This window comes from Chryseobacterium pyrolae (assembly GCF_025153485.1).
Taxonomy (GTDB): domain Bacteria; phylum Bacteroidota; class Bacteroidia; order Flavobacteriales; family Weeksellaceae; genus Chryseobacterium; species Chryseobacterium antibioticum.
In genome coordinates, this window is sequence record NZ_JANZQH010000005.1 from 261,509 (window position 1) to 280,981 (window position 19,473).

Annotated in this window: 20 protein-coding genes; 9 read left to right on the forward strand and 11 right to left on the reverse strand. The window is 38.0% G+C overall.

What is annotated here, in order from left to right:
- Window positions 1–30: 30 nt before the first annotated feature.
- Window positions 31–1,248, reverse strand: a complete 1,218-nt coding sequence (locus NZD88_RS12705; RefSeq protein WP_259829620.1) for a PQQ-dependent sugar dehydrogenase — start codon at window positions 1,246–1,248, stop codon at window positions 31–33.
- A 107-nt stretch (window positions 1,249–1,355) separates the two neighbouring features.
- On the opposite strand from NZD88_RS12705, the gene NZD88_RS12710 reads away from it, so the two are divergent.
- From NZD88_RS12710 to uvrB, 3 genes are all read left to right on the forward strand, one after another.
- A complete protein-coding gene (locus tag NZD88_RS12710; RefSeq protein WP_259829621.1) occupies window positions 1,356–1,727 on the forward strand; it encodes a BlaI/MecI/CopY family transcriptional regulator in 372 nt (123 codons plus the stop codon).
- Window position 1,728: 1 nt separating this feature from the next.
- Window positions 1,729–3,165, forward strand: a complete 1,437-nt coding sequence (locus tag NZD88_RS12715; RefSeq protein WP_259829622.1) for a M56 family metallopeptidase — start codon at window positions 1,729–1,731, stop codon at window positions 3,163–3,165.
- A 154-nt stretch (window positions 3,166–3,319) separates the two neighbouring features.
- Complete coding sequence (gene uvrB, locus NZD88_RS12720; RefSeq protein WP_169233337.1) at window positions 3,320–5,311, forward strand: excinuclease ABC subunit UvrB; 1,992 nt, start codon at window positions 3,320–3,322, stop codon at window positions 5,309–5,311.
- A gap of 76 nt (window positions 5,312–5,387) precedes the next feature.
- On the opposite strand, the gene NZD88_RS12725 is transcribed toward uvrB, so the two are convergent.
- From NZD88_RS12725 to NZD88_RS12740, 4 genes are all read right to left on the reverse strand, one after another.
- Window positions 5,388–5,615 carry a DUF3820 family protein gene (locus NZD88_RS12725; protein WP_259829623.1) on the reverse strand — a complete coding sequence of 76 codons (228 nt, stop codon included), beginning with the start codon at window positions 5,613–5,615 and terminating at the stop codon, window positions 5,388–5,390.
- A 2-nt stretch (window positions 5,616–5,617) separates the two neighbouring features.
- The gene (locus NZD88_RS12730) at window positions 5,618–6,709 is read right to left on the reverse strand and encodes an AI-2E family transporter (protein ID WP_259829625.1); all 1,092 of its coding nucleotides are present in this window, start codon (window positions 6,707–6,709) and stop codon (window positions 5,618–5,620) included.
- A gap of 2 nt (window positions 6,710–6,711) precedes the next feature.
- Entirely contained in the window at window positions 6,712–7,449 is a 738-nt protein-coding gene (locus NZD88_RS12735; protein WP_259829627.1) for a beta-carotene 15,15'-monooxygenase, read from the reverse strand.
- 72 nt (window positions 7,450–7,521) lie between these two features.
- The gene (locus tag NZD88_RS12740) at window positions 7,522–8,241 is read right to left on the reverse strand and encodes a hypothetical protein (RefSeq protein ID WP_259829629.1); all 720 of its coding nucleotides are present in this window, start codon (window positions 8,239–8,241) and stop codon (window positions 7,522–7,524) included.
- Between the two features lie 47 nt (window positions 8,242–8,288).
- Here NZD88_RS12740 and NZD88_RS12745 point away from each other — a divergent pair, with 47 nt between their 5' ends.
- Both NZD88_RS12745 and NZD88_RS12750 read left to right on the forward strand, forming a co-directional pair.
- The gene (locus NZD88_RS12745; protein ID WP_259829631.1) at window positions 8,289–9,266 is read left to right on the forward strand and encodes an aminodeoxychorismate synthase component I; all 978 of its coding nucleotides are present in this window, start codon (window positions 8,289–8,291) and stop codon (window positions 9,264–9,266) included.
- Window positions 9,250–9,876, forward strand: a complete 627-nt coding sequence (locus NZD88_RS12750) for an aminotransferase class IV (protein ID WP_259829633.1) — start codon at window positions 9,250–9,252, stop codon at window positions 9,874–9,876. The genes NZD88_RS12745 and NZD88_RS12750 overlap by 17 nt, the downstream gene beginning before the upstream one ends.
- On the opposite strand, the gene menD is transcribed toward NZD88_RS12750, so the two are convergent.
- Window positions 9,873–11,549 (reverse strand): 2-succinyl-5-enolpyruvyl-6-hydroxy-3-cyclohexene-1-carboxylic-acid synthase, encoded by a 1,677-nt coding sequence (gene menD / locus NZD88_RS12755; protein WP_259829634.1) that lies wholly within the window; start codon window positions 11,547–11,549, stop codon window positions 9,873–9,875. The genes NZD88_RS12750 and menD overlap by 4 nt on opposite strands.
- Before the next feature lie 86 nt (window positions 11,550–11,635).
- Between menD and NZD88_RS12760 the strand changes: the two genes are divergently transcribed.
- Window positions 11,636–12,586 (forward strand): isopenicillin N synthase family dioxygenase, encoded by a 951-nt coding sequence (locus NZD88_RS12760; RefSeq protein ID WP_259829635.1) that lies wholly within the window; start codon window positions 11,636–11,638, stop codon window positions 12,584–12,586.
- 305 nt (window positions 12,587–12,891) lie between these two features.
- Here the strand turns inward: NZD88_RS12760 and NZD88_RS12765 are convergent, their stop codons facing one another.
- Window positions 12,892–13,158 (reverse strand): bacteriocin-like protein, encoded by a 267-nt coding sequence (locus tag NZD88_RS12765; protein ID WP_259829638.1) that lies wholly within the window; start codon window positions 13,156–13,158, stop codon window positions 12,892–12,894.
- Between the two features lie 241 nt (window positions 13,159–13,399).
- Between NZD88_RS12765 and NZD88_RS12770 the strand changes: the two genes are divergently transcribed.
- Both NZD88_RS12770 and NZD88_RS21380 read left to right on the forward strand, forming a co-directional pair.
- The gene (locus NZD88_RS12770; protein ID WP_164466347.1) at window positions 13,400–13,561 is read left to right on the forward strand and encodes a bacteriocin-like protein; all 162 of its coding nucleotides are present in this window, start codon (window positions 13,400–13,402) and stop codon (window positions 13,559–13,561) included.
- A 239-nt stretch (window positions 13,562–13,800) separates the two neighbouring features.
- The gene (locus NZD88_RS21380; protein WP_423738666.1) at window positions 13,801–13,971 is read left to right on the forward strand and encodes a bacteriocin-like protein; all 171 of its coding nucleotides are present in this window, start codon (window positions 13,801–13,803) and stop codon (window positions 13,969–13,971) included.
- An 84-nt stretch (window positions 13,972–14,055) separates the two neighbouring features.
- On the opposite strand, the gene NZD88_RS12775 is transcribed toward NZD88_RS21380, so the two are convergent.
- A complete protein-coding gene (locus NZD88_RS12775; protein WP_259829639.1) occupies window positions 14,056–15,102 on the reverse strand; it encodes a PA0069 family radical SAM protein in 1,047 nt (348 codons plus the stop codon).
- 126 nt (window positions 15,103–15,228) lie between these two features.
- Window positions 15,229–15,423 (reverse strand): hypothetical protein, encoded by a 195-nt coding sequence (locus tag NZD88_RS12780; protein WP_259829641.1) that lies wholly within the window; start codon window positions 15,421–15,423, stop codon window positions 15,229–15,231.
- A gap of 172 nt (window positions 15,424–15,595) precedes the next feature.
- Between NZD88_RS12780 and NZD88_RS12785 the strand changes: the two genes are divergently transcribed.
- Window positions 15,596–15,946, forward strand: coding sequence for a hypothetical protein (locus tag NZD88_RS12785; protein ID WP_259829643.1), 351 nt, complete (start codon window positions 15,596–15,598; stop codon window positions 15,944–15,946).
- Between the two features lie 37 nt (window positions 15,947–15,983).
- Here the strand turns inward: NZD88_RS12785 and NZD88_RS12790 are convergent, their stop codons facing one another.
- Window positions 15,984–18,638, reverse strand: coding sequence for a hypothetical protein (locus tag NZD88_RS12790; protein ID WP_259829648.1), 2,655 nt, complete (start codon window positions 18,636–18,638; stop codon window positions 15,984–15,986).
- Between the two features lie 36 nt (window positions 18,639–18,674).
- Complete coding sequence (locus NZD88_RS12795; RefSeq protein ID WP_259829654.1) at window positions 18,675–19,472, reverse strand: DUF2797 domain-containing protein; 798 nt, start codon at window positions 19,470–19,472, stop codon at window positions 18,675–18,677.
- Window position 19,473: the final 1 nt, after the last annotated feature.

A 19,473-nucleotide genomic window follows, 5' to 3' on the forward strand; every position in this document is an offset into this window, starting at 1 on the left:
AATCTCCAGAAAATTTCTGGAGATTTTCTTTTATTTTTTTGAAATTTTATAGAGTTTTCCGCTGTCGGTTACTGCATAAAGATTGCCATCCATACCATTGAGAACATCTCTGAAGCGTTCCTTTTGATCGGCCAGAAGACGTTCTTCGCCAACTACCTTATTATCTTTCATCACAATCCTGTTGATGTGTTCACCACTCAGACATCCGATGATAAGGTTTCCTTCCCATTCTTCGATGTTTCCGGTATAGAAAGTTACTCCACTTGGTGAGATCACAGGATCCCAGTAATATACGGGCTGTTCCGTCCCTTCTTTTTGGGTAATTCCGTTTCCTACTTTGGCTCCTGAATATTCAATTCCGTATGTGACATCTCCCCAGCCGTAATTTTTTCCGGGTTGTATAAGATTGATTTCATCTCCTCCCCTTGGGCCCATTTCAACATCCCAAAGGGCTCCGTTTGGATCTATCGCCATTCCCTGTGGATTTCTTACCCCATAGGCATAAATTTCAGGTTTATATCCCTGTTTTCCAATAAACGGATTTCCCGGAGCTGGCTTACCGTCTTTAGTGATTTTTAAAATTTTACCTAAATAATTGTCGGTTTTCTGGGCATACACCCGCGTTTCTTTATCCGATCTTTCTCCCGTACTTACAAACAGGTTTCCGTCTGTGTCAAATGCAAGCCTGCTTCCATAATGCTTGTCACCATCATAAGAAGGTTCTGCACGGAAAATAACTTTAACTTCTGAAATATTTCTGAGATCTGCCGAAAGTTTACCTTTCGCTACAGAAGTCAAATTCCCTTCTCCAAAAGGTTCTGAAAAGCTGAAATAAATGATATTATTGGATTTGAAATCCGGATCAAGGGCTACATCCAGCATTCCTCCCTGCCCTTTTGCATCTACTTTTGGAAATCCATCAATTTTAGAAACCTTTTTTCCATCTGCAGAAACTACGTTCATGTGGCCGTTTTTATCGGTAATCAGGAATTTCCCGTCCGGAAGATTGATAATCCCCCAGGGCCTTCCAAGATCTTTATTCAGGACTTCCACCTTATAAGCGGTAGATGTTTTTACTGCCTTGATTCTGGTCTGCCCCTTGAAAGCAGGTTTATAGTTTGTATTGGGCTTTTCAGTTTCTACACTGCCATCGCTTCCGGTCTGCTGGGCATTGGCATTGTTCTTATTACACGAAGACAAAAGTAAAAAAACACTGAGCGCTGGTACGTAAATAGGATTGAATTTCATAGTGTTGTGATTAGATGATAAAAAGATAGATAGAAAAATAATGCCATAAAAATTTGCAGGTCTAAATTTTTATTCTACATTTGTAGAATAAATTACAACATTGTAGAATGAAAGATATAAAGTTAACCGATTCGGAGAAAAATCTAATGGAAATCCTTTGGGAAAAGAAGCGCATTTTCATGAAAGATATTCTGGATTCTTATCCGGACCCGAAACCCGCAGCCACTACCATCGCTACCCTGCTGAAGAGAATGCAGAATAAGGATTTGGTAGGCTATACACTGTATGGAAATTCCCGTGAATACTATCCAAAAGTAGAAAAAGGGGAATATTTCAACGAGGAAATGACCTCTATGATTGACCGTTTTTTCAACAGCTCGGTGACTCAGTTTGCTTCTTTTTTCACTACGAATGCTCAATTCAGTCAAAAGCAGCTGAAGGAACTCCGCGACATTATAGACCAGCAAATAAAGGAATAATATGTTACCCATTATTCTAAAAATCATTCTTTGTTCTTCCATTTTCATCGGTGTGTACTACTTTTTTTTGGAGAGAGAGAAAATGTATCGGTTCAACCGGTTTTATCTGTTGCTTTCATTGATTTTTTCGTATGTGATCCCGTTCATCTCTATCACACTGCATCTTCCAAAACCTGAGAACAAAGTTAAAATCCTGTTTGAAGATGCAGCACAGCAAATCACCCTTGCTCAGCCTGAACAGGAAAGTTTCAACTGGATGACTGCCATATGGATCATCTATGGAGTGGTTACCCTTCTCTTACTGATAAGAAGTATTCTTTCGATCAGGGCTGTTAAAAGAATACAAGGTGAAAAACGGATATATCAGAATCACAGCATTATAGTAACAAAAGAAAACATTCCGCCGTTTAGCTTTTGGAACACCATTTATTTAGGTGAGACTTACATAGAAAACAATAGGGTTGATACAAGGATTTTTCTCCATGAGAAGGGCCATATTGACCAAAAACATAGCTTGGACCTCATTTTTCTGGATATTATTAAGATATTCACCTGGTTTAATCCTGTTCTCTTTCTTTATAAAAAGGCGATCCTTACCAATCATGAATTTCTTGCAGATGAAGTTGTTTTAAATAACAGCTTCAATATTAAAGAGTATCAGAATCTAATCCTTAAAGAGATTATTACCCGTCAGAATCTGCCACTCACCCATTCATTTAATTTTAACAACACCAAAAAACGATTTATTATGATGACCACAAAAAAATCAAAATTCGTTGTCCTGAAAAAAGCGGCTGGAATCACAGCAATGATTACCGCTGCGGCTTTATTCGCGGAAAGGACATACGCTGTCAGCCCCGCGCTTACAGCAGACACTCAAAAAGCGAACAGTAAAGGAACGGGAATTTCATCAACCATGCAGGTCTCCAACAATGCGGGGACGCCAAAAAAACATCAATCGCCACAAGCTAATTTGACTGCCCAAAATTATTTCGAAAAAACAGTGGACGTAAAACCACAGTCCGCAATGGGAATCAAAAATGAAATGGTAAAAGTAGTTTCGGATACTATTTCTCCAAGAAAAACAGCCAGCAATGAAGGTATTAACACAAATGTAAACATGCAACAGGACAAGGATATTATCCCTGCGGAATTTCCTGAAGGGGTAAAATCACTTCGTTCAAAAGTTGTATCAACGCTTGATACCAACATATTTAGCGGAAAAGAGAAATTCGTAAAAACAACGGCATTTATACACATTGATGAAACCGGGAAAGTAAGTCAGATAACAGCTTCAGGTGATAATGAAAATTTCAATAAAGAAATGATCAAAACCATTACTGTAGTAAATAATGGAGCTGCCTGGAAACCAGCCACAAGAAATGGAAAAGCTATAGCAAGCATCTATAAGCTGCCAGCCACAATGAGTTTCCAGTAAATCCATCATAAGAAAAAACGCTACCCGTGTAGCGTTTTTGTTATTTTGTATTCAGCACAGATGGATGAAAAATGGATGATCCAACTATTCATCTCCAAATACTTTATGAAGGCTAAAAATTTCTTTCGTATTTTTGTTGTATACATCATTTCCTATGAACTTCAATCTTCAGTCAGAATATAAACCTACCGGCGACCAGCCACAAGCGATCGAAAAACTTACCGAAGGTATTGAGATCGGCGAAAAATACCAGACCCTTCTGGGAGTGACAGGTTCCGGAAAGACCTTTACCGTTGCCAATATTGTACAAAATGTACAAAAACCAACGATTGTCATGGCCCACAACAAAACATTGGCAGCACAGCTTTTTATGGAATTTAAAGAATTCTTTCCTGAAAACGCTGTAGAATATTTTGTAAGTTACTATGATTATTATCAACCGGAAGCCTACATTGCGACAACGGGAACCTATATTGAAAAAGACCTGAGCATCAATGAAGAAGTTGAAAAACTACGTCTTTCCGCTATTGCAAGCTTACTTTCCGGAAGACGGGATGTTTTAATCGTTGCTTCAGTATCCTGCATTTATGGTGTGGGAAATCCCGCAGAGTTCCATAAGTCATTGATATCAATTGCTATTGGAGAGAAAGTGACGAGAACGGCTTTTCTTCACTCGCTAGTTAATGCTTTATATTCCAGAACCTTAAGCGACTTTCAACGAGGTACATTCAGGGTAAAGGGAGATGTGATAGATGTATTTCCTGCTTATGCAGATAATGCGGTGAGAATTCAGTTTTATGGTGATGAAATCGAAAAAATTCAGAGTTTTGATCCGGTTTCAGGGAATGTTACTGCGAGTTTTGACCAAATTCAGATTTATCCTGCCAACCTTTTTGTTACTTCAAAAGAAACATTGAACGGAGCGATTAAGAATATTCAGGATGACATGGTGAAACAGGTGGATTTCTTCAGCGAAATAGGAAAACCACTGGAAGCCAAAAGATTACAAGAAAGAACTGAGCTCGATCTGGAAATGATAAAAGAGCTTGGATATTGCTCCGGGATTGAAAATTATTCCCGGTATTTAGATGGCAGACTCCCGGGATCGAGACCATTCTGTTTATTGGATTATTTTCCGAAGGACTATCTCATGGTTATTGATGAAAGCCACGTTACAGTACCTCAGGTGCACGCTATGTACGGCGGCGACAGAAGCCGAAAAGAAGCTTTAGTGGAATATGGATTCCGTCTTCCTGCTGCGATGGACAACAGACCATTGAAATTTGAAGAATATGAATCTATTCAAAATCAGGTCATTTATGTTTCTGCAACACCAGCAGACTATGAGCTTGAAAAATCCGGGGGAGCGTACGTTGAACAGATCATCCGTCCGACCGGTCTTCTCGACCCTATCATTGAGGTGAGACCAAGTTTAAACCAGATTGATGATTTAATGGAAGAGATCCAGAAAAGATCTGATGCTGACGAAAGGGTTCTTGTGACCACCCTAACCAAGAAAATGGCTGAGGAACTGACTAAATATTTTGTAAAGTTCGGGATCAGGACAAGATATATCCACTCGGATGTGGAAACGCTGGAACGTATCCAGATCATGCACGATCTGCGTGTGGGACTTTTCGATGTCTTGATTGGGGTCAATCTATTGAGAGAAGGTTTGGACTTACCTGAAGTTTCTTTGGTGGCCATCCTGGATGCAGATAAGGAAGGAATGCTAAGAAGCAGAAGATCAATGATTCAGACGGTGGGCCGTGCTGCAAGAAACCTTAACGGTAAGGCTATTCTGTATGCCGATAAAATGACAAAATCTATGCAGGCAACGATAGATGAAACAAACTATCGCCGTGAAAAGCAGATACAATACAATAAAGACAACAATAAGGTTCCAACAGCCTTAAATAAAAAGATCTCTGAAAATCTGGTCGGCAGAAGCAAAGATTTCCCTGATCCAAAATATACCCAAAAGGAAATCCTGCAAAAAGCAGCGGAAACAAAAGCCAGCTATGGAGGGGAAGACATTGAAAAAATCATCGGGCAGAAGCAAAAAGAGATGGAAGCAGCAGCTAAAAATCTTGACTTTATAAAAGCAGCCAAGCTAAGAGATGAGATTGCGGCTTTAAAAGAATAATCGATTGATATAAAATAATTTAGGGGCGGCATCGAAGATGCCGCCCCTAAATTTATGATTTTTTGGAACAAACCTACTATCTCAAAGAAGCCCTGATTGGTATCAGCAACTCCATCAGACCATTCAGCTTAATTTCGTAAACCGTTGCAAGCTGCATACCCAGCTTTCCAGCAGGCATTCCCTTTCTGTTAAACCACTCCAGGTAGCTTATCGGAAGGTCAGCAAGCACTGTTCCCTGATATTTTCCAAAAGGCATCTTGACGATGCAGATCTCTTTTAATATTTCTGAATTTACTCCCTCCACTTTTATACAATTAAATCAACTCTATTTTCCTGATCATTATCTCCATTGGGCAACTCAAGCTCAGGCGGTGTATCTTCATCCGAAAATTCATTTCTGTACACCTGAACAAGCAGTAAGGTAAACGAGATAAGAATGGGTCCGAAAATAAGCCCCATAAAACCAAATAAATTCATCCCCATGATAATTCCGAATACGGTATTCAGCGGATGGATATTTTCCAGCTTTTTTAAGAGCGTAAAACGGAGCAGGTTATCGGTAAGCCCTACAACGATCAAACAATAGGCAGCAAGGCCAAGCCCTTGACCCGTATTCCCTTCTGCGATCATAAAGATACAGACTGGAACATAAATTATAGCTGCTCCAACAACCGGAACCATAGAAGCTGCAGCCGTCAATGCGAAAAGAAGGATTGGACTTGGTGCTCCAAAAATGAAGTACCCTATAAGTGCTACAATCCCCTGTCCTAATGCTACAACAGGTATTCCAATGGCATTGGCCATGATCAGTTTTCTAAGTTTCTCGCCGATCAAAGAAATATTAGCTCTCTTTAATGGAGCGGAAGAACTGAGAATTCTCTCAAACAACCTCGGACTTGCCAGCATAAAATAAAGAATAAAATACATAGACATCACCACAGTAAGAGTGTTGAAAGTCCCGCTAACTGCAGAAGTAGAAACCCTTCCGGCAGAGCTCTTTAGTTTATCCATATTCTCTTTGCTGAGAATATCAAAATTTATTTTAGAGTAGATATATGAATGTATTTTATCGAGAAATACATTGAATTTAGTCATATAAACCTGGGCATTTCCCAGTTTCTCAATCAGCAGATCGGCAATAAAATAGATGGGAAGAATAAGGATAACAAGGCTTGCCAGCATCAAAACAAGGGCTGCGAGCCAGGGTTTCCACTTTTTTTCTTCCTGCAGATAGAAATTATACCTTCTGCAGACCACATAAATGGTGATCGCCCCGAGAACGGACGGTATAAAAAGGGAAAGGTTAAAACAGATTAACCCAGCCAAAACCAAAATTATAGCCAGCAAAGCGACCTGCTTTATCGCAACGTTGCTTATCTGCTTATCCTTATTTATCATATTTATTTTTTAAATTCAATCTGTCTTGGCTTTCCTAAAAATGCACAGTAAACGGAATACATAACAATCATCATAAATGGCGCTGTTGCAATAATACCGATACCGCATAAAATAACTCCTGCAATAGAAATCAAGCCTCCTACAACCGTTGCTCCAAGAAACGTTCCATAATTTTCTTTTGCAATATTAAAAGACTTTCCTAATGCTTCAGTAGCTGATGCGTTTTCAAATAATAAGATGGGATAACCCAACAAAAGGAAAGGGTAAACAAAAATGAACGGGAAGAAACACAATGCCATCGCAACACTGGAAATAATCCCTGAAATAATACTGTAGATCAGGATATTAACAAAATTCTGTTTGTATCCGATGAACAGATCAGCAAAATCGATCTGGCTTTTAGTATTGTACTTATTAACAATGTAGATTAAACCTACATATATTGGAGCTATTAAGATTCCCAAAAGACCTGACAATGAAAGGTAAAGCGAAAATCCCGGTACATTCCAGTAGCTAAAGGAAGAATAATCCCCTCCTGCATCTTTCATTTCCTCCATCATGGAAGCAGAATTGAATCCGGTAATGAACTGGATCGCAAAACCTGCTATCATGTAAATTACCATTGCTACAATACCGTATAAGAAGACTCCCTTATACATTTCAAAAGAATGCGAAATAATAGATCCCGTATCTTTGTTCGGAATGGACCCCTGCTGATCAAATTCGTTAAATTCTGACATAGTTTAATATTTAATGATTTTTACCAAAATTAACTTATTTTAGTAAAAAAACATATTAAACCTATGTAAATTTTAACTTTTTTCCGAGAAAATTGTTTTATACAGGGAATAAATCATGGCATTCCAAAAAGGAAACGTGAACAGACCACCCACAAAAAACAGTGCGAAGCCGATATATTTAAAGAAAAGAGCGACTATGATACATACCAGTATTTCCAGAAAGTACTTTCTGAGCGCCTGAAAGTTTAAAGAAATCGCTTCAAAAATCCTTTTGTCTGTAAAAAACATCAGCGGGGCCACAAAAATGGTGACCATCACCCACGCAACACCAAGTATAATGGTCTGAAATGTGTAGATATAGACAAACAACCAGAAAATATAATATCCTATATATTTGAAAAAATTAAGCCCGTTGTATCCCACAAGAAGATCTCCCAGCTCTAGTTTTTCTTTCAGGTCAATCTTCCTGTAAATATGATAAAAGCCAATATTCAGGGGATAAAGAAAGACCATTGTTCCAATAACAGCCCAGGAAAAATAGATGAGTCCGGGATTGGACTGCATCTTTAACATCTGTTCTGAGGCATTCATCCCCAGGTTTACATTTTTAGCGGCTTCTATGTACTGGGTTAAAACCCCATACCTTCCGTCTAAGAAGAAAAGCACTGAAAAAAAGATTCCAAAATAGAAGATTGAAAATACCAGTTGAAAGAAGAGGGTCTTATTCCAATAGAAAAAAGCCTGCTTCAATATAAAATCTATTCCCGGTTTCTGAGGATATTTACTCTGCATCAAAAAAATTTTACACAAAAGTAGTCATCATTAATTATTTTTGCAGGATGTTTTCAATGAATCATCAAAAATTTCTGGAAATGGACGAACTTTCCCTTCAGAAGGTTCCCTATTTTTTCATGATCGATTTCCTTTCGGAAAATGTAGAAGTGTATCGAGAAGATAAAATCAAAGAATCAGGCTTATTAATTGATTTTCAAAGCTTTTCAAACTCAGAACAGAAACATAATCTCAATAAAAAAATTGAGTGGACGGCGTTTCCTGAGACGCTGGAAAGCTTTAAAGAAGGATTTGACAAAGTTCAGAAAAATATCCGTCTCGGAAATTCTTACCTTGCCAATTATACCAGAAAGACCAAAGTCCAGACGAATTTAAGCCTCGAAGAAATTTTTTATCACTCAATTGCAAAGTACAAAGTGTTTTGTAAAGATTTTTTTGTATTTTTTTCTCCTGAAACTTTTGTAAAGATTATAGACGGCAAAATTTTAACCTATCCTATGAAAGGCACTATTGATGCATCATTGGAAAACGCGGCTGAAGTTTTGAAAAATGACAAAAAAGAAAAAGCCGAACATTATACTGTAGTGGATCTTCTTCGAAATGATCTGAGCATGGTAGCAGATGATGTAAAAGTTGATCAGTTTCAGCATATAGAACTCATCAGAACCCAACAGAAAGATCTGTATGCCATGAGTTCTGAAATTTCAGGAAAGGTAAAGCCGGAGTTTGAAGGAAAGATCGGAAGCATGATGAAAAAACTGCTTCCTGCCGGATCAATTCTCGGAGCTCCAAAGCCCAAAACGCTGGAAATAATCTTGGAAGCAGAAGGATACGACAGAGGATATTATACCGGAGTATGCGGCTGGTTTGACGGTGAGAACCTCGACAGCTGCGTTATGATACGCTTTATTGAAAAAGAAGGAGACCTCCTTTATTTCAAAAGTGGTGGCGGTATAACACACATGAGTAAATTAGAAGACGAATATCAGGAAATGAAAAATAAAATCTATGTCCCAATTCATTGAAAGCATAAAGGTAGAAGATCAGGATATTTTCCTTTTGGAACTACATCAAAAACGTGTTAACCAGACGTTTGCCCATTTCGGAAAAGAGGGCTCTATTGATCTGGGTAAGATTTTCAAAAACCTTGAACATGATGAAGACGGTCTGTTCAAGCTGAGACTTTCTTATGACCTTGATAAAAGAGTCCGAACCCAGATGATTCCATACGCGATTCCCGAGATACAAAGCTTCCAGCTGGTTGAAAATAACATTTTTGATTATTCTTTCAAGTTTGAGGACCGTAAAGAACTGGAGAAAATGAAGATGAAATCCAAAGCAGAGGAGATCATTATTATCAAAAACAACCACATCACAGATACTTCTTTTTCCAATATTCTTTTCCTAAAAGGGAAGGACTGGTTTACGCCCAATACTTACCTTCTGAACGGAGTACAGAGACAGAACCTTCTGAAACATAAGAAAATAAAAGAAACTGAAGTCACCCTTCAGAACATTAAACAGTTTTCTCATTTCCAACTGATTAATGCCCTGAATGATTTTGACAATATGTTTATTTATCCTATCGACAAGATTAACAATCTGCCGGGAAACGAAGAATACCTGGACTATTAATTTCCTTTCATAAACTCGAAGTAGGCCTTCTGAACATCTGCGCTGTTTTTCCCGTATGTATTCACTTCCAGGATCTTCGGCTGCAGATCTGGTTTAAAGAAGTTCTCCAGCACTCTGTCCAGCGTAGGCTCATCTTCCACTTTAATGTAGGAGAAGCCGAAATGTTTTGCTAAATGTTCAGCATGCTTGCGGTGCTTGGTTGCAATAAACTCGTCTAAAGTATTGGGATTCGCATTTCCGGGTCCCGGAATGATCTTAAAGATATTCCCTTCACCGTTATTGAAAATGATGATCCTCACAAACGGTGGGATGTATTGATTCCAAAGCCCGTTGATATCATAGAAAAACCCTAAATCTCCTGTAATAAGCAGTGTCGGATTGGCATTTTTTATAGCAAACCCCATCGCTGTAGAAGTAGAGCCATCTATACCGCTCGTTCCCCTGTTACAATACATTTTTCTTTTCCCGAAATCAAACAACTGCGCATATCTGATCGCTGAAGAATTACTGAAGTGAATATTATAGTTTTGAGGAATCGTCTGCGAAGCTTTATTAAAGAAATAAAAATCTGAAAATTCCGCTTTGTTAAGGAAAAGTTCGTGTTTAGCATCTTTTTTATCCCTTAAAACATCCCAAAGATTAAAATAAGGTCTTGGCTCAAGATTGATAAATTTTAAAAGTTTAGAAAAGAAAACTTCAGGCTTCACCTCCACTTTTTCTGTAAGGGAGAAATAGGTATCCGGCTGCCAGACTTCATCCAGATGCCAGTGCTTTTTGGGACGTGCATTTCTCAGAAACTGCTTTACTTTCTTGGAAACTACGTTCTGCCCTACTGTAATCAGAAGATCCGGAGCATAGGTTTTATAGTCTTCCTCTGTGAAATTGAAGATATAACGGTCAATATGTCTGAAGAACTTTTCATGATACAGATTGGAGTTTGCTTCACTCAATACAACAACAGAATGATTTTTCACAAGTTGTGTCAACTGGTTTTCCAACTCCGGGCTATAATCTCTGGTTCCCACCAGAATCATAATCCTTTGGGAGGTGTGCCAGTCTGCAATTAAGTTGGAAGGAACCTCATACTCCTTATGCCTGATCGTTTTTTCAACGGTAGGAAAAGAAGGAAGTTCCGAAACCAGTTCATACAAAGGCTCTTCCAATGGAATATTGATATGTACCGGCCCCTGTTTTTCAAAACAGAGCTCGATTGCTTTTTTAATAATGTCAAAATTAATGTCTTCCGCATTTTCTTTGCTGTCTTCCACGAGCTGGAAGTCCCCGTAAGAATGCTGATGAAAAATATCCTTCTGTCTGATGGTTTGCCCATCAAAAATATCTACAAAATCTGTAGGACGATCGGCAGTCAGGATCAAAAGCGGAACATTCTGGTAAAAAGCTTCTGTGACTGCCGGGTAATAATTGGCCACCGCAGAACCGCTGGTACAAGTTATTGCCACTGGTTTTTTCTCACTCTTAGCCATACCTATTCCCACAAAAGCTGCACTCCTCTCATCGACAATACTGTAACAGTTGAATGCATCAATTTCTGAAAAATGAATCGCCAGGGGTGCATTTCTGGATCCCGGGGAAATGATGACATCTGAAATTCCGTACTGCTGAAGAAGATGGGCAAGTATCTGAATACTTCTCTTTGAAGAATATTTTTTCATACAGCAAATTTAACTTATAAATACTTAATTCTAAAAACATTTAATTCAAAAAAGATGTAATTTTGCACCACGTTAAATTTCTAAAAATGGATAAAATACCTAGTGTAGACCTGCGTGATTTCCTTTCGGACAACCCGGAACGCAAACAGAAATTTGTAAATGAAATCGGAAAAGCTTACGAAGAAATTGGTTTTGTAGCCTTAAAAGGCCATTTTCTTGACGATCAATTAGTAGAAGGCTTATATGGAGAGGTGAAAAACTTTTTTGAACTTCCAACGGAAACTAAACAGAAGTATGAGATTCCCGGAATTGGAGGGCAGAGAGGTTATGTAGGGTTCGGTAAAGAAACTGCAAAAGGTTTCAAAAAAGGAGACCTGAAAGAATTTTGGCATTTTGGACAGTATGTGTCCGATGATTCAAAATACAAACAGGAATATCCTGATAACGTAATCGTTGACGAACTTCCAAAATTCAACGAGGTAGGTAAAGAAACTTACCAGATGCTTGAAAAAACAGGGAAGTATGTGCTAAGAGCTTTGGCATTGTATCTTGGTTTGGATGAGTTTTATTTTGACGATAAGATCGCAGAAGGAAACTCTATTTTAAGACCAATCCACTATCCGCCAATCACTCAGGAGCCAGATGATGCCGTAAGAGCTGCAGCTCATGGAGACATCAATTTGATTACCCTGCTGATGGGATCTCAGGGGAAAGGCTTACAGGTTCAAAACCATAATGGGGAATGGATAGATGCTATTGCAGAGCCGGACGAATTGATGATCAATGTTGGAGATATGTTGTCAAGACATACGAACAACAAATTGAAATCTACGATTCACAGAGTGGTCAATCCACCAAGAGAATTGTGGGGAACTTCAAGATATTCAATTCCTTTCTTCATGCATCCGGTAAGCGGAATGTCGCTTAATGCTCTTGAAAACTGTATTGACGAAAACAATCCTAAGCTGTATGAAGATACTACTGCTGGAGAGTTTTTACATGAAAGACTTATAGAATTAGGTCTTATCAAAAAGTAACATAAAAAAGTCAATAATTGATCTGTATTTTAGTTATCCACACTGTGTTGTAACTCTCAGATTAATTATTGACTTTTATTTTTCACACCCGCAACTGGCTAAAAACCAAGCCCGCAAGGCATTCCTTCACAGGACAGCGCACAGCTGCTAAATCGATTGCATCCCATACCTGCCAATTCTTCACAAAGGTTTTCAAATGTATCTCTTATCTCCAAACATTTTCTTGATTTTCCAATTATATTTTTCAGATCCTTTCACTCAATTTTCTTTAAATCCTTCACAGTTATAGTTTGTTGTAATGGGTTTTACCCTGTAATACAATAAAATTCAGGACATGGAGTGGTCTGCGTAAAAGTGCCCCAGGGACAAATACACGTGTAGGTGTCGCCGCCGCCAGTTCCGCCTCCGGTTCCGGGATCTACATAGGGTACACATTTGCCTCCGGAACAGATCTGACCCGCTGAGCAGCCTCCGGTACCCGGCCCTTCTCCTTCAAAGCAGAAAGAAGGTGTCAGATCTCCGGCAGAAATTTTCTTTTGGTTTTCTCTGGAAAGTTTTTTTAGATTTTTCATAGTTTTTGTTTTTAGGTTTCCTACTCTATCAGCTTTTCGGATAACGCTTTGTTTTATTTAAAATTAAATATTTTTTCATTAACAATCAAAGCTTTAAACCATTTTATTCACTATAAAATGATATTTATAGTGGATAATTCTTTGTCTGAAAACATTTAATATAAAAATCTACCATATTTGATTTTGGTTAAAAATATTTTAATTATATTTACTTTACTATCAAATTTTTAATTAAAACAATATGAAAAATCTAAAAAAACTAGACAAAGGCCAATTAAAAAGCATTTCCGGAGCAGGAGGAATTAAACTTCCGGAACCGGAATTCTGTATGTATTATTGCAACGGTACCGTAGTTTGTGCCACTTGCAGTGATGATTTCAAATGTCCGGACAACACTATGTAAGATTGAAAATCATACCGAATAAAAAAAACCGTTCCTTTTGGAGCGGTTTTTTAGTTTTAATCCAAAAAAAGCATCTTTTTCTGCCATTTCAAATAAGACAAATCATCGTTAAAATTCCAATGAACAACGGAAATAAGCCCAACGTAAGATTTACCAAATCATACATATTAAAAATAATTCAAAGCTGATTGATTTAATATTATTTTAATTATCTTTATGACATACCCAATAAAAATAATATGAAAAATTTAAAAAAGCTGACTAAAAGCAAACTGAAAACTATTTCAGGAGGAATAAGTTACCCTTATCCCGGAGACTGTTTTTATGTATGTAGTGACGGAATTACTTATCGCGCCTTATGCCGCAGTGAATTTCTTTGTCCTGATGGTGAAGAGCCCATTATTCATTAGAAAAAATCGACTTATATGTGAAAGGCCATCCTTTTGGGGTGGTTTTCTTTTACTTATCAAAATATAAACCCGGAAAATTTTAAATTACTCAAACAGCCGTAACTGCTGATCTTTTGCTCCTGTAAAGTTGGCACTTGATAATTTGGGAAATTCTCTGCCTTCGAAAAATTTCTTTCTCCCGATTTTAAATGTATTGTGAATCATTTCAGCGATATTACCCTCTCCCCTCTGTCGTTCAAAATATCTTTTATCTCCGAGTTTTCCGCCCCGCATAGAACGGATAAGATTCAAAACCTTTTGTGCCCTGTCCGGAAAATGAGATTCAATCCATTTTACAAAAACAGGTTCTACCGTGTCATTCAGCCGTACCAGGGTGTAACCGAAACTCAAAGCTCCTGCCTCTGAAATTGCTTTTAAAATAGCCAATGGTTCATCACTATTCAATCCCGGAATGATAGGTGCCACCATAACATGTACAGGAATTTTGTTCTCTGTAAGAACCTCTATCGCTTTTAATTTATTAGGGGCCGAGCTGGTCCGCGGTTCCATTTTTCGTCTAAGATCTTCATTAATAGTAGGAATACTTAAAGATACAGAAACCAGATTCTGCTCTGCCATAGGTTTTAAAATATCCAGATCTCTCAGAACAAGTGCATTTTTTGTCAGAATATTGACAGGATGTCTGTAATCCAGACACACCTGAAGCAATTTCCTGGTGATCTCAAACTGTCTTTCTGCAGGCTGGTAGCAGTCGGTATTTCCCGAAAGAAGGATGGGTGCAGGTTTATAGCCTCTTTTCTGAAAAAATTTCTCCAATAGTTCCGGAGCATTTTTCTTGACCATGATTTGTCTTTCAAAATCAATTCCTGCGCTGTAGCCCCAATATTCATGAGTGGGTCTTGCAAAGCAGTAGGAACATCCGTGTTCGCAACCCTGATAGGGATTCATAGAATATTCCATGGGAAGATCCTCGCTTTTCACCTGATTGACAATGGTTTTAGGAAAAACTTCTGTAAAAGTGGTCTTTACCGCTTCGAAATCTTCATCTTCAGGCTCATAGCTATACCTGTCGAAACGATTAATAACGTTCCGCTGTGCTCCCTGTCCTTTTATGAAATTTTCGTTCTGCATGGTCATGTAAAATTAGAATGCTTTTTCTATAAAATAATGAGTTTTAACATTAAAGTTATCCACAAAAAAAATCCGCCTCCTTTAATAAGGAACCGGATTTCAACATAATTAAAATATATTCTTTTACTACTTCAGCGCATAAAACTCCACTCCATGATATTCATCTTCGTGGTTTTTTTCATCAAAATGTCTATGATAATCCGAGTAGGTATCAATATATTTTTTATCTTTTTTAGTCAGTATCTTTTTTAGTCCAATAAAACCTAATACTGCCAAAAGACCAACACCTCCTGCCAGTAAAACGCCAACTTCTTTTTTCATATTTTGTCCGATTTATTAATGTCGTTACTGCAAAAAGCATACCTATTTATTTGTTTCAAATTATAAATTTTGTTAACATTAAACTTTATTTCGATCAAAAACATAATCGCTTTTTTAATTAAATTTACCAGATTAATGGTTTAATTATTGTACTTACTTTAAAAAAAATATTATGGATAATTCTGAGTATAGCGATAGAATGACCACCTTAAGCCAGGTCATGAATACCCTTGCGGGAAGAGGAATACACCGGGAATTCAGAATGAATGAAAACTGCGAAATGAAATTTGAAAATTCGGAAAAAGTGTATCAGCCGTCTGAACTTACCATTTTAAAAACATACCGTTTCGAAGGCGACAGTAACCCGGATGATAGTGCGGTATTATATGTCGTAAAAGACAATGCCGGAAACCGAGGAATGATCATAGATTCTTATGGAGCAGACAGCAACTATCCTGGTGAAAAATTTGATGAATTTCTAAGAGATATTCCAGTGCAGGAAAGCGACGAATTTAATTTCTGATCTCACTTCAATGAGAACATCAAGATACATCCCGAAACTATTCAGCTTCGGGTTTTTCTTTTTTCTTGAACACATTCTTTAGAAAGCCTTTCTTTTCCTTTTTCTCTTCCTGTGGCTTAGGTTCTTCCTTTTTTGTTTTGATCTCCTGCTTCAGTTCTTTTACCGTCTGCTTTACTTCCTTTACAGAAGTGACTGCTTTTTTAACCGTTTTTTCTGTTTTGTCAACATTCTTTCCGATAAGAGTTTTCTTTAACCCCTGCTCGATTCCTTTCCAGAAAAGATTAAAAAATGACTTCGTGGGATCTCGTTCAACATTTTCCACGGCCACGGATTCCGGAAATCTCCCGGAATCAGATCTGATAAAAAGATTGGCAACTGCCGTCAGTAATCCTTTTTTCTCATGGTTGTCCTTATTCAGGACTGCAATTTTAAGATCTTTATGTTTCAGGTTAAATGTTCCATGCAGCCCCGCAGGATTACCTTTGAAATTAAACAACATTTCCTGGATCGTTCCGGAAGTAGCCGTTACATGCAGATAGGGCCTGATAAATGGATTAATGCCGCTTGCCGGGAGGTTGGATGTTTTTCCTGAAATGGCAAAACCGTCATTATGATCTGCTACGTCAAAATTCCAGTTCACAGAAAGCGGCGCCAGATTCATAAACGAACAGTTGATCCTGATATCAACTTTTGTAGGCTTTCCTTTTGTCTTTGCAGAGTTCAGGTTTTTAACGTTCATATTAAAATTAGCAAAGGCCAGCTTTCCTGGTCCTGCACTTTCCGGAGTATCTTCTTCATAGACTAAAACTGAGTTTTTCAGATCCAGATTATTAACCGTCAATGGTATTTTTATGGAACGGAGCAGTTTAGAATATAGCGGCTTTACTTTTGGGTCGTCATTCGGGATTTTGCTTCTGAAAATATTGGCATCCGCCCCAAGAACCGTCACATTGGATGCGTTGATTGACTGATGATCTGAGAACAAATCCCAATGTCCGTCTGCTGAGATCTGGGAAACTTTGAAGTCATACAGATCGCGTTCCACAGGTATCATTTTGATAAACTGGGCTCTTGAAATGAGAGGTTTCATCACAAAATTATTAACCTGTATCTTGTTTTTATTTAATTTTAAAAGCCCGGCGCTCAGATTGTAAAATTGTGTTCTGTACGCAAAGTTCCGCGTGGTCAGGAAATAATCCTTCACCTTGAAAGAAAGCCCTTGATTATTAGGTTTAGGTGCTATTTCAATGGTATTGACCGTCGCATTCAGATCATGAAAGGCCAGCGGCTGTTTTCCTTTGTCATAAATGATATCAGAATTTTTAAGGGACATTTTCCGGACGATGACCGAATTTATAATTCCCGGACGAGGATTCTTTTGGGGCTTATTCTCGCTTGCTTTTATAGTTCCGCTTACATTCTCAACAAGGATATCTTTGAGGTCCAGATTAAGTTTTTTTTCTACAAACTCAAGCTTGTTGATATGAAAGGCAATATGTCCGATTTTCAGATCCATCGAACCTTTTCCCGCTTCCGGAGTTCCGGGAGACAATATCAGGTTCCTGATTTCGCCGCTTTTGGGGTTTAAAGCAATGCTTTCAACCATAAAATTCTGCTGATTGGAGTACTGAATATCTTTTCCAGAAAAATGGAAATCTTTATATCCTACAGGAATTACCTCTTCTGCAGTCACCTTATCCAATTTAAGCTGATTAACTTTTACATTCAGTGATTTTACTGATAGTAGCCTGTTTCCATCAGGTTTATTGATCAGTACTGAGGCATTGGTAAGTTTTATATCTTCTAAATTAACTTCAAAATTTAGCTTTTTCTCCCGCTTTTTGGCTTTTACTCCTGTATTATAGACAGTAAAGACAGGATTTTGGAAATCAGCATTGGCCAGGGAAATTTTATTTTTAGCTAAAACCACATCTTTAAAATCCATTTTGGGAATGGAAAACTCAAAGAGTTTGGGTTTTTGAGGATAAAATCTTTTAAACTGGCTGAAAGACAGAAGCGGAATAAGCCGGAAATTCTCGACAGACATCTGCCCGTTTGAAGTTGTGATCGTATTGGTCGTGACGGCATACACCTCATTCGGCCGGAAGAAAAAATTCTTTCCTTTAATATCATATCGGTCAAAAACCACAGGAAGTTTATCTTCTAATGATTCTTCGTTCATCTGCAGATTTTCTACAAACAGATCAAGCTGCTGAACAGATAAAAATTTCTGTTTGGTATGCTTGAAAATATTGATCGTCCCTTTATTGATTCTGATATTTTCAAACAGAAAAGGATTTCGTTTTTTTCCGGTTTTACGGTCTACCGGTTTTGCAAGGCTGATATTTAAATTCGGCTTCGTCAGCAGAAGGTCTGATGAACTGATTCTTTTATTAAAAATAGCATCATAAATCCCAAAACGACTGATTTTCAATGTATCGATCGTTCCCTGGAGGCCAATAACATTCGTATTTTGAGGATCTTTGCTGTTTACGGTAATTCCCGCAGCAAAAATGTTTCCTGAACCCAAATCCACATCCAGGGTTTTATAGGAAACTTTGTAATTTGTGTTTTTCTTGATATAATCTGGAAGCTGGGTTTTAAGCCATATATTCAAACCGAAATTCGCGGCAAGAAGAATCAGCAGCAGAATTCCCAGGCTTATTAATAACTTTTTGACCCATTTTTTCATATTTTTGATTTGGTGGTTATTAGCTTTAAAGTAAGATTAGTTTTTAATCTCCAGCTCTATCACATAGCCTTCGTGCCCTCTCACATTGATGAAATCTCCTCCGTGAAAACTTAAATACTGTCCTTTTATTCCTGTCAGTTTTCCTGTAAACTCAGGTTTTTTATCGAGTGTGAATGAGGTTACTTTTTCCGGCTTTTCAAAAGGATAATCAAATCTCCAAAGATCTTCTCCTTCGCTGTAAAATTTCTGAAAATCTTCAGGAAAATACTGCCTGATCTTTTGTTGAAAATCGGCGAGATCCATTTCTCCCTCAAAATCATCCTGAAGCATTTTTCTCCAGTTTGTTTTGTCCGGAAGATGTTCTTTTAAAGCAACTTCTATCATTCCTGCTTCATAACGGTTCTCTGTTCTGGCGATCGGCAGTGCAAAAGTAGCTCCCTGATCGATCCATCTTGTAGGGATCTGGGTATTTCTTGTTACTCCCACTTTTACATCACCTGTATAGGCAAGATATACGGTATGAGGCTGCAACTGGATTTGTTTTTCCACTTCCAGATCACGTTCACCCACTCCTAAATGGGCAGTGGAAAGCTCAGGACGAATGATTGTATCACTTGCATAAGGACTTTCAAAGAAACAGCTTTTGCAGAATCCCATCCTATAAATAGGCTTGTTTTCTCCGCAGTTGACACACTGAAATCCGACATGCTTTATACGTAACTCTTTTCCGAAAAGCTCGTTCATATGGATGAGATCTCCTGAAAGATTAAGATAATATTGGATCGGCTGTGCATCGTAGCTCGTCATTTTTAAAATTTGCCCTTGAAACTGCATA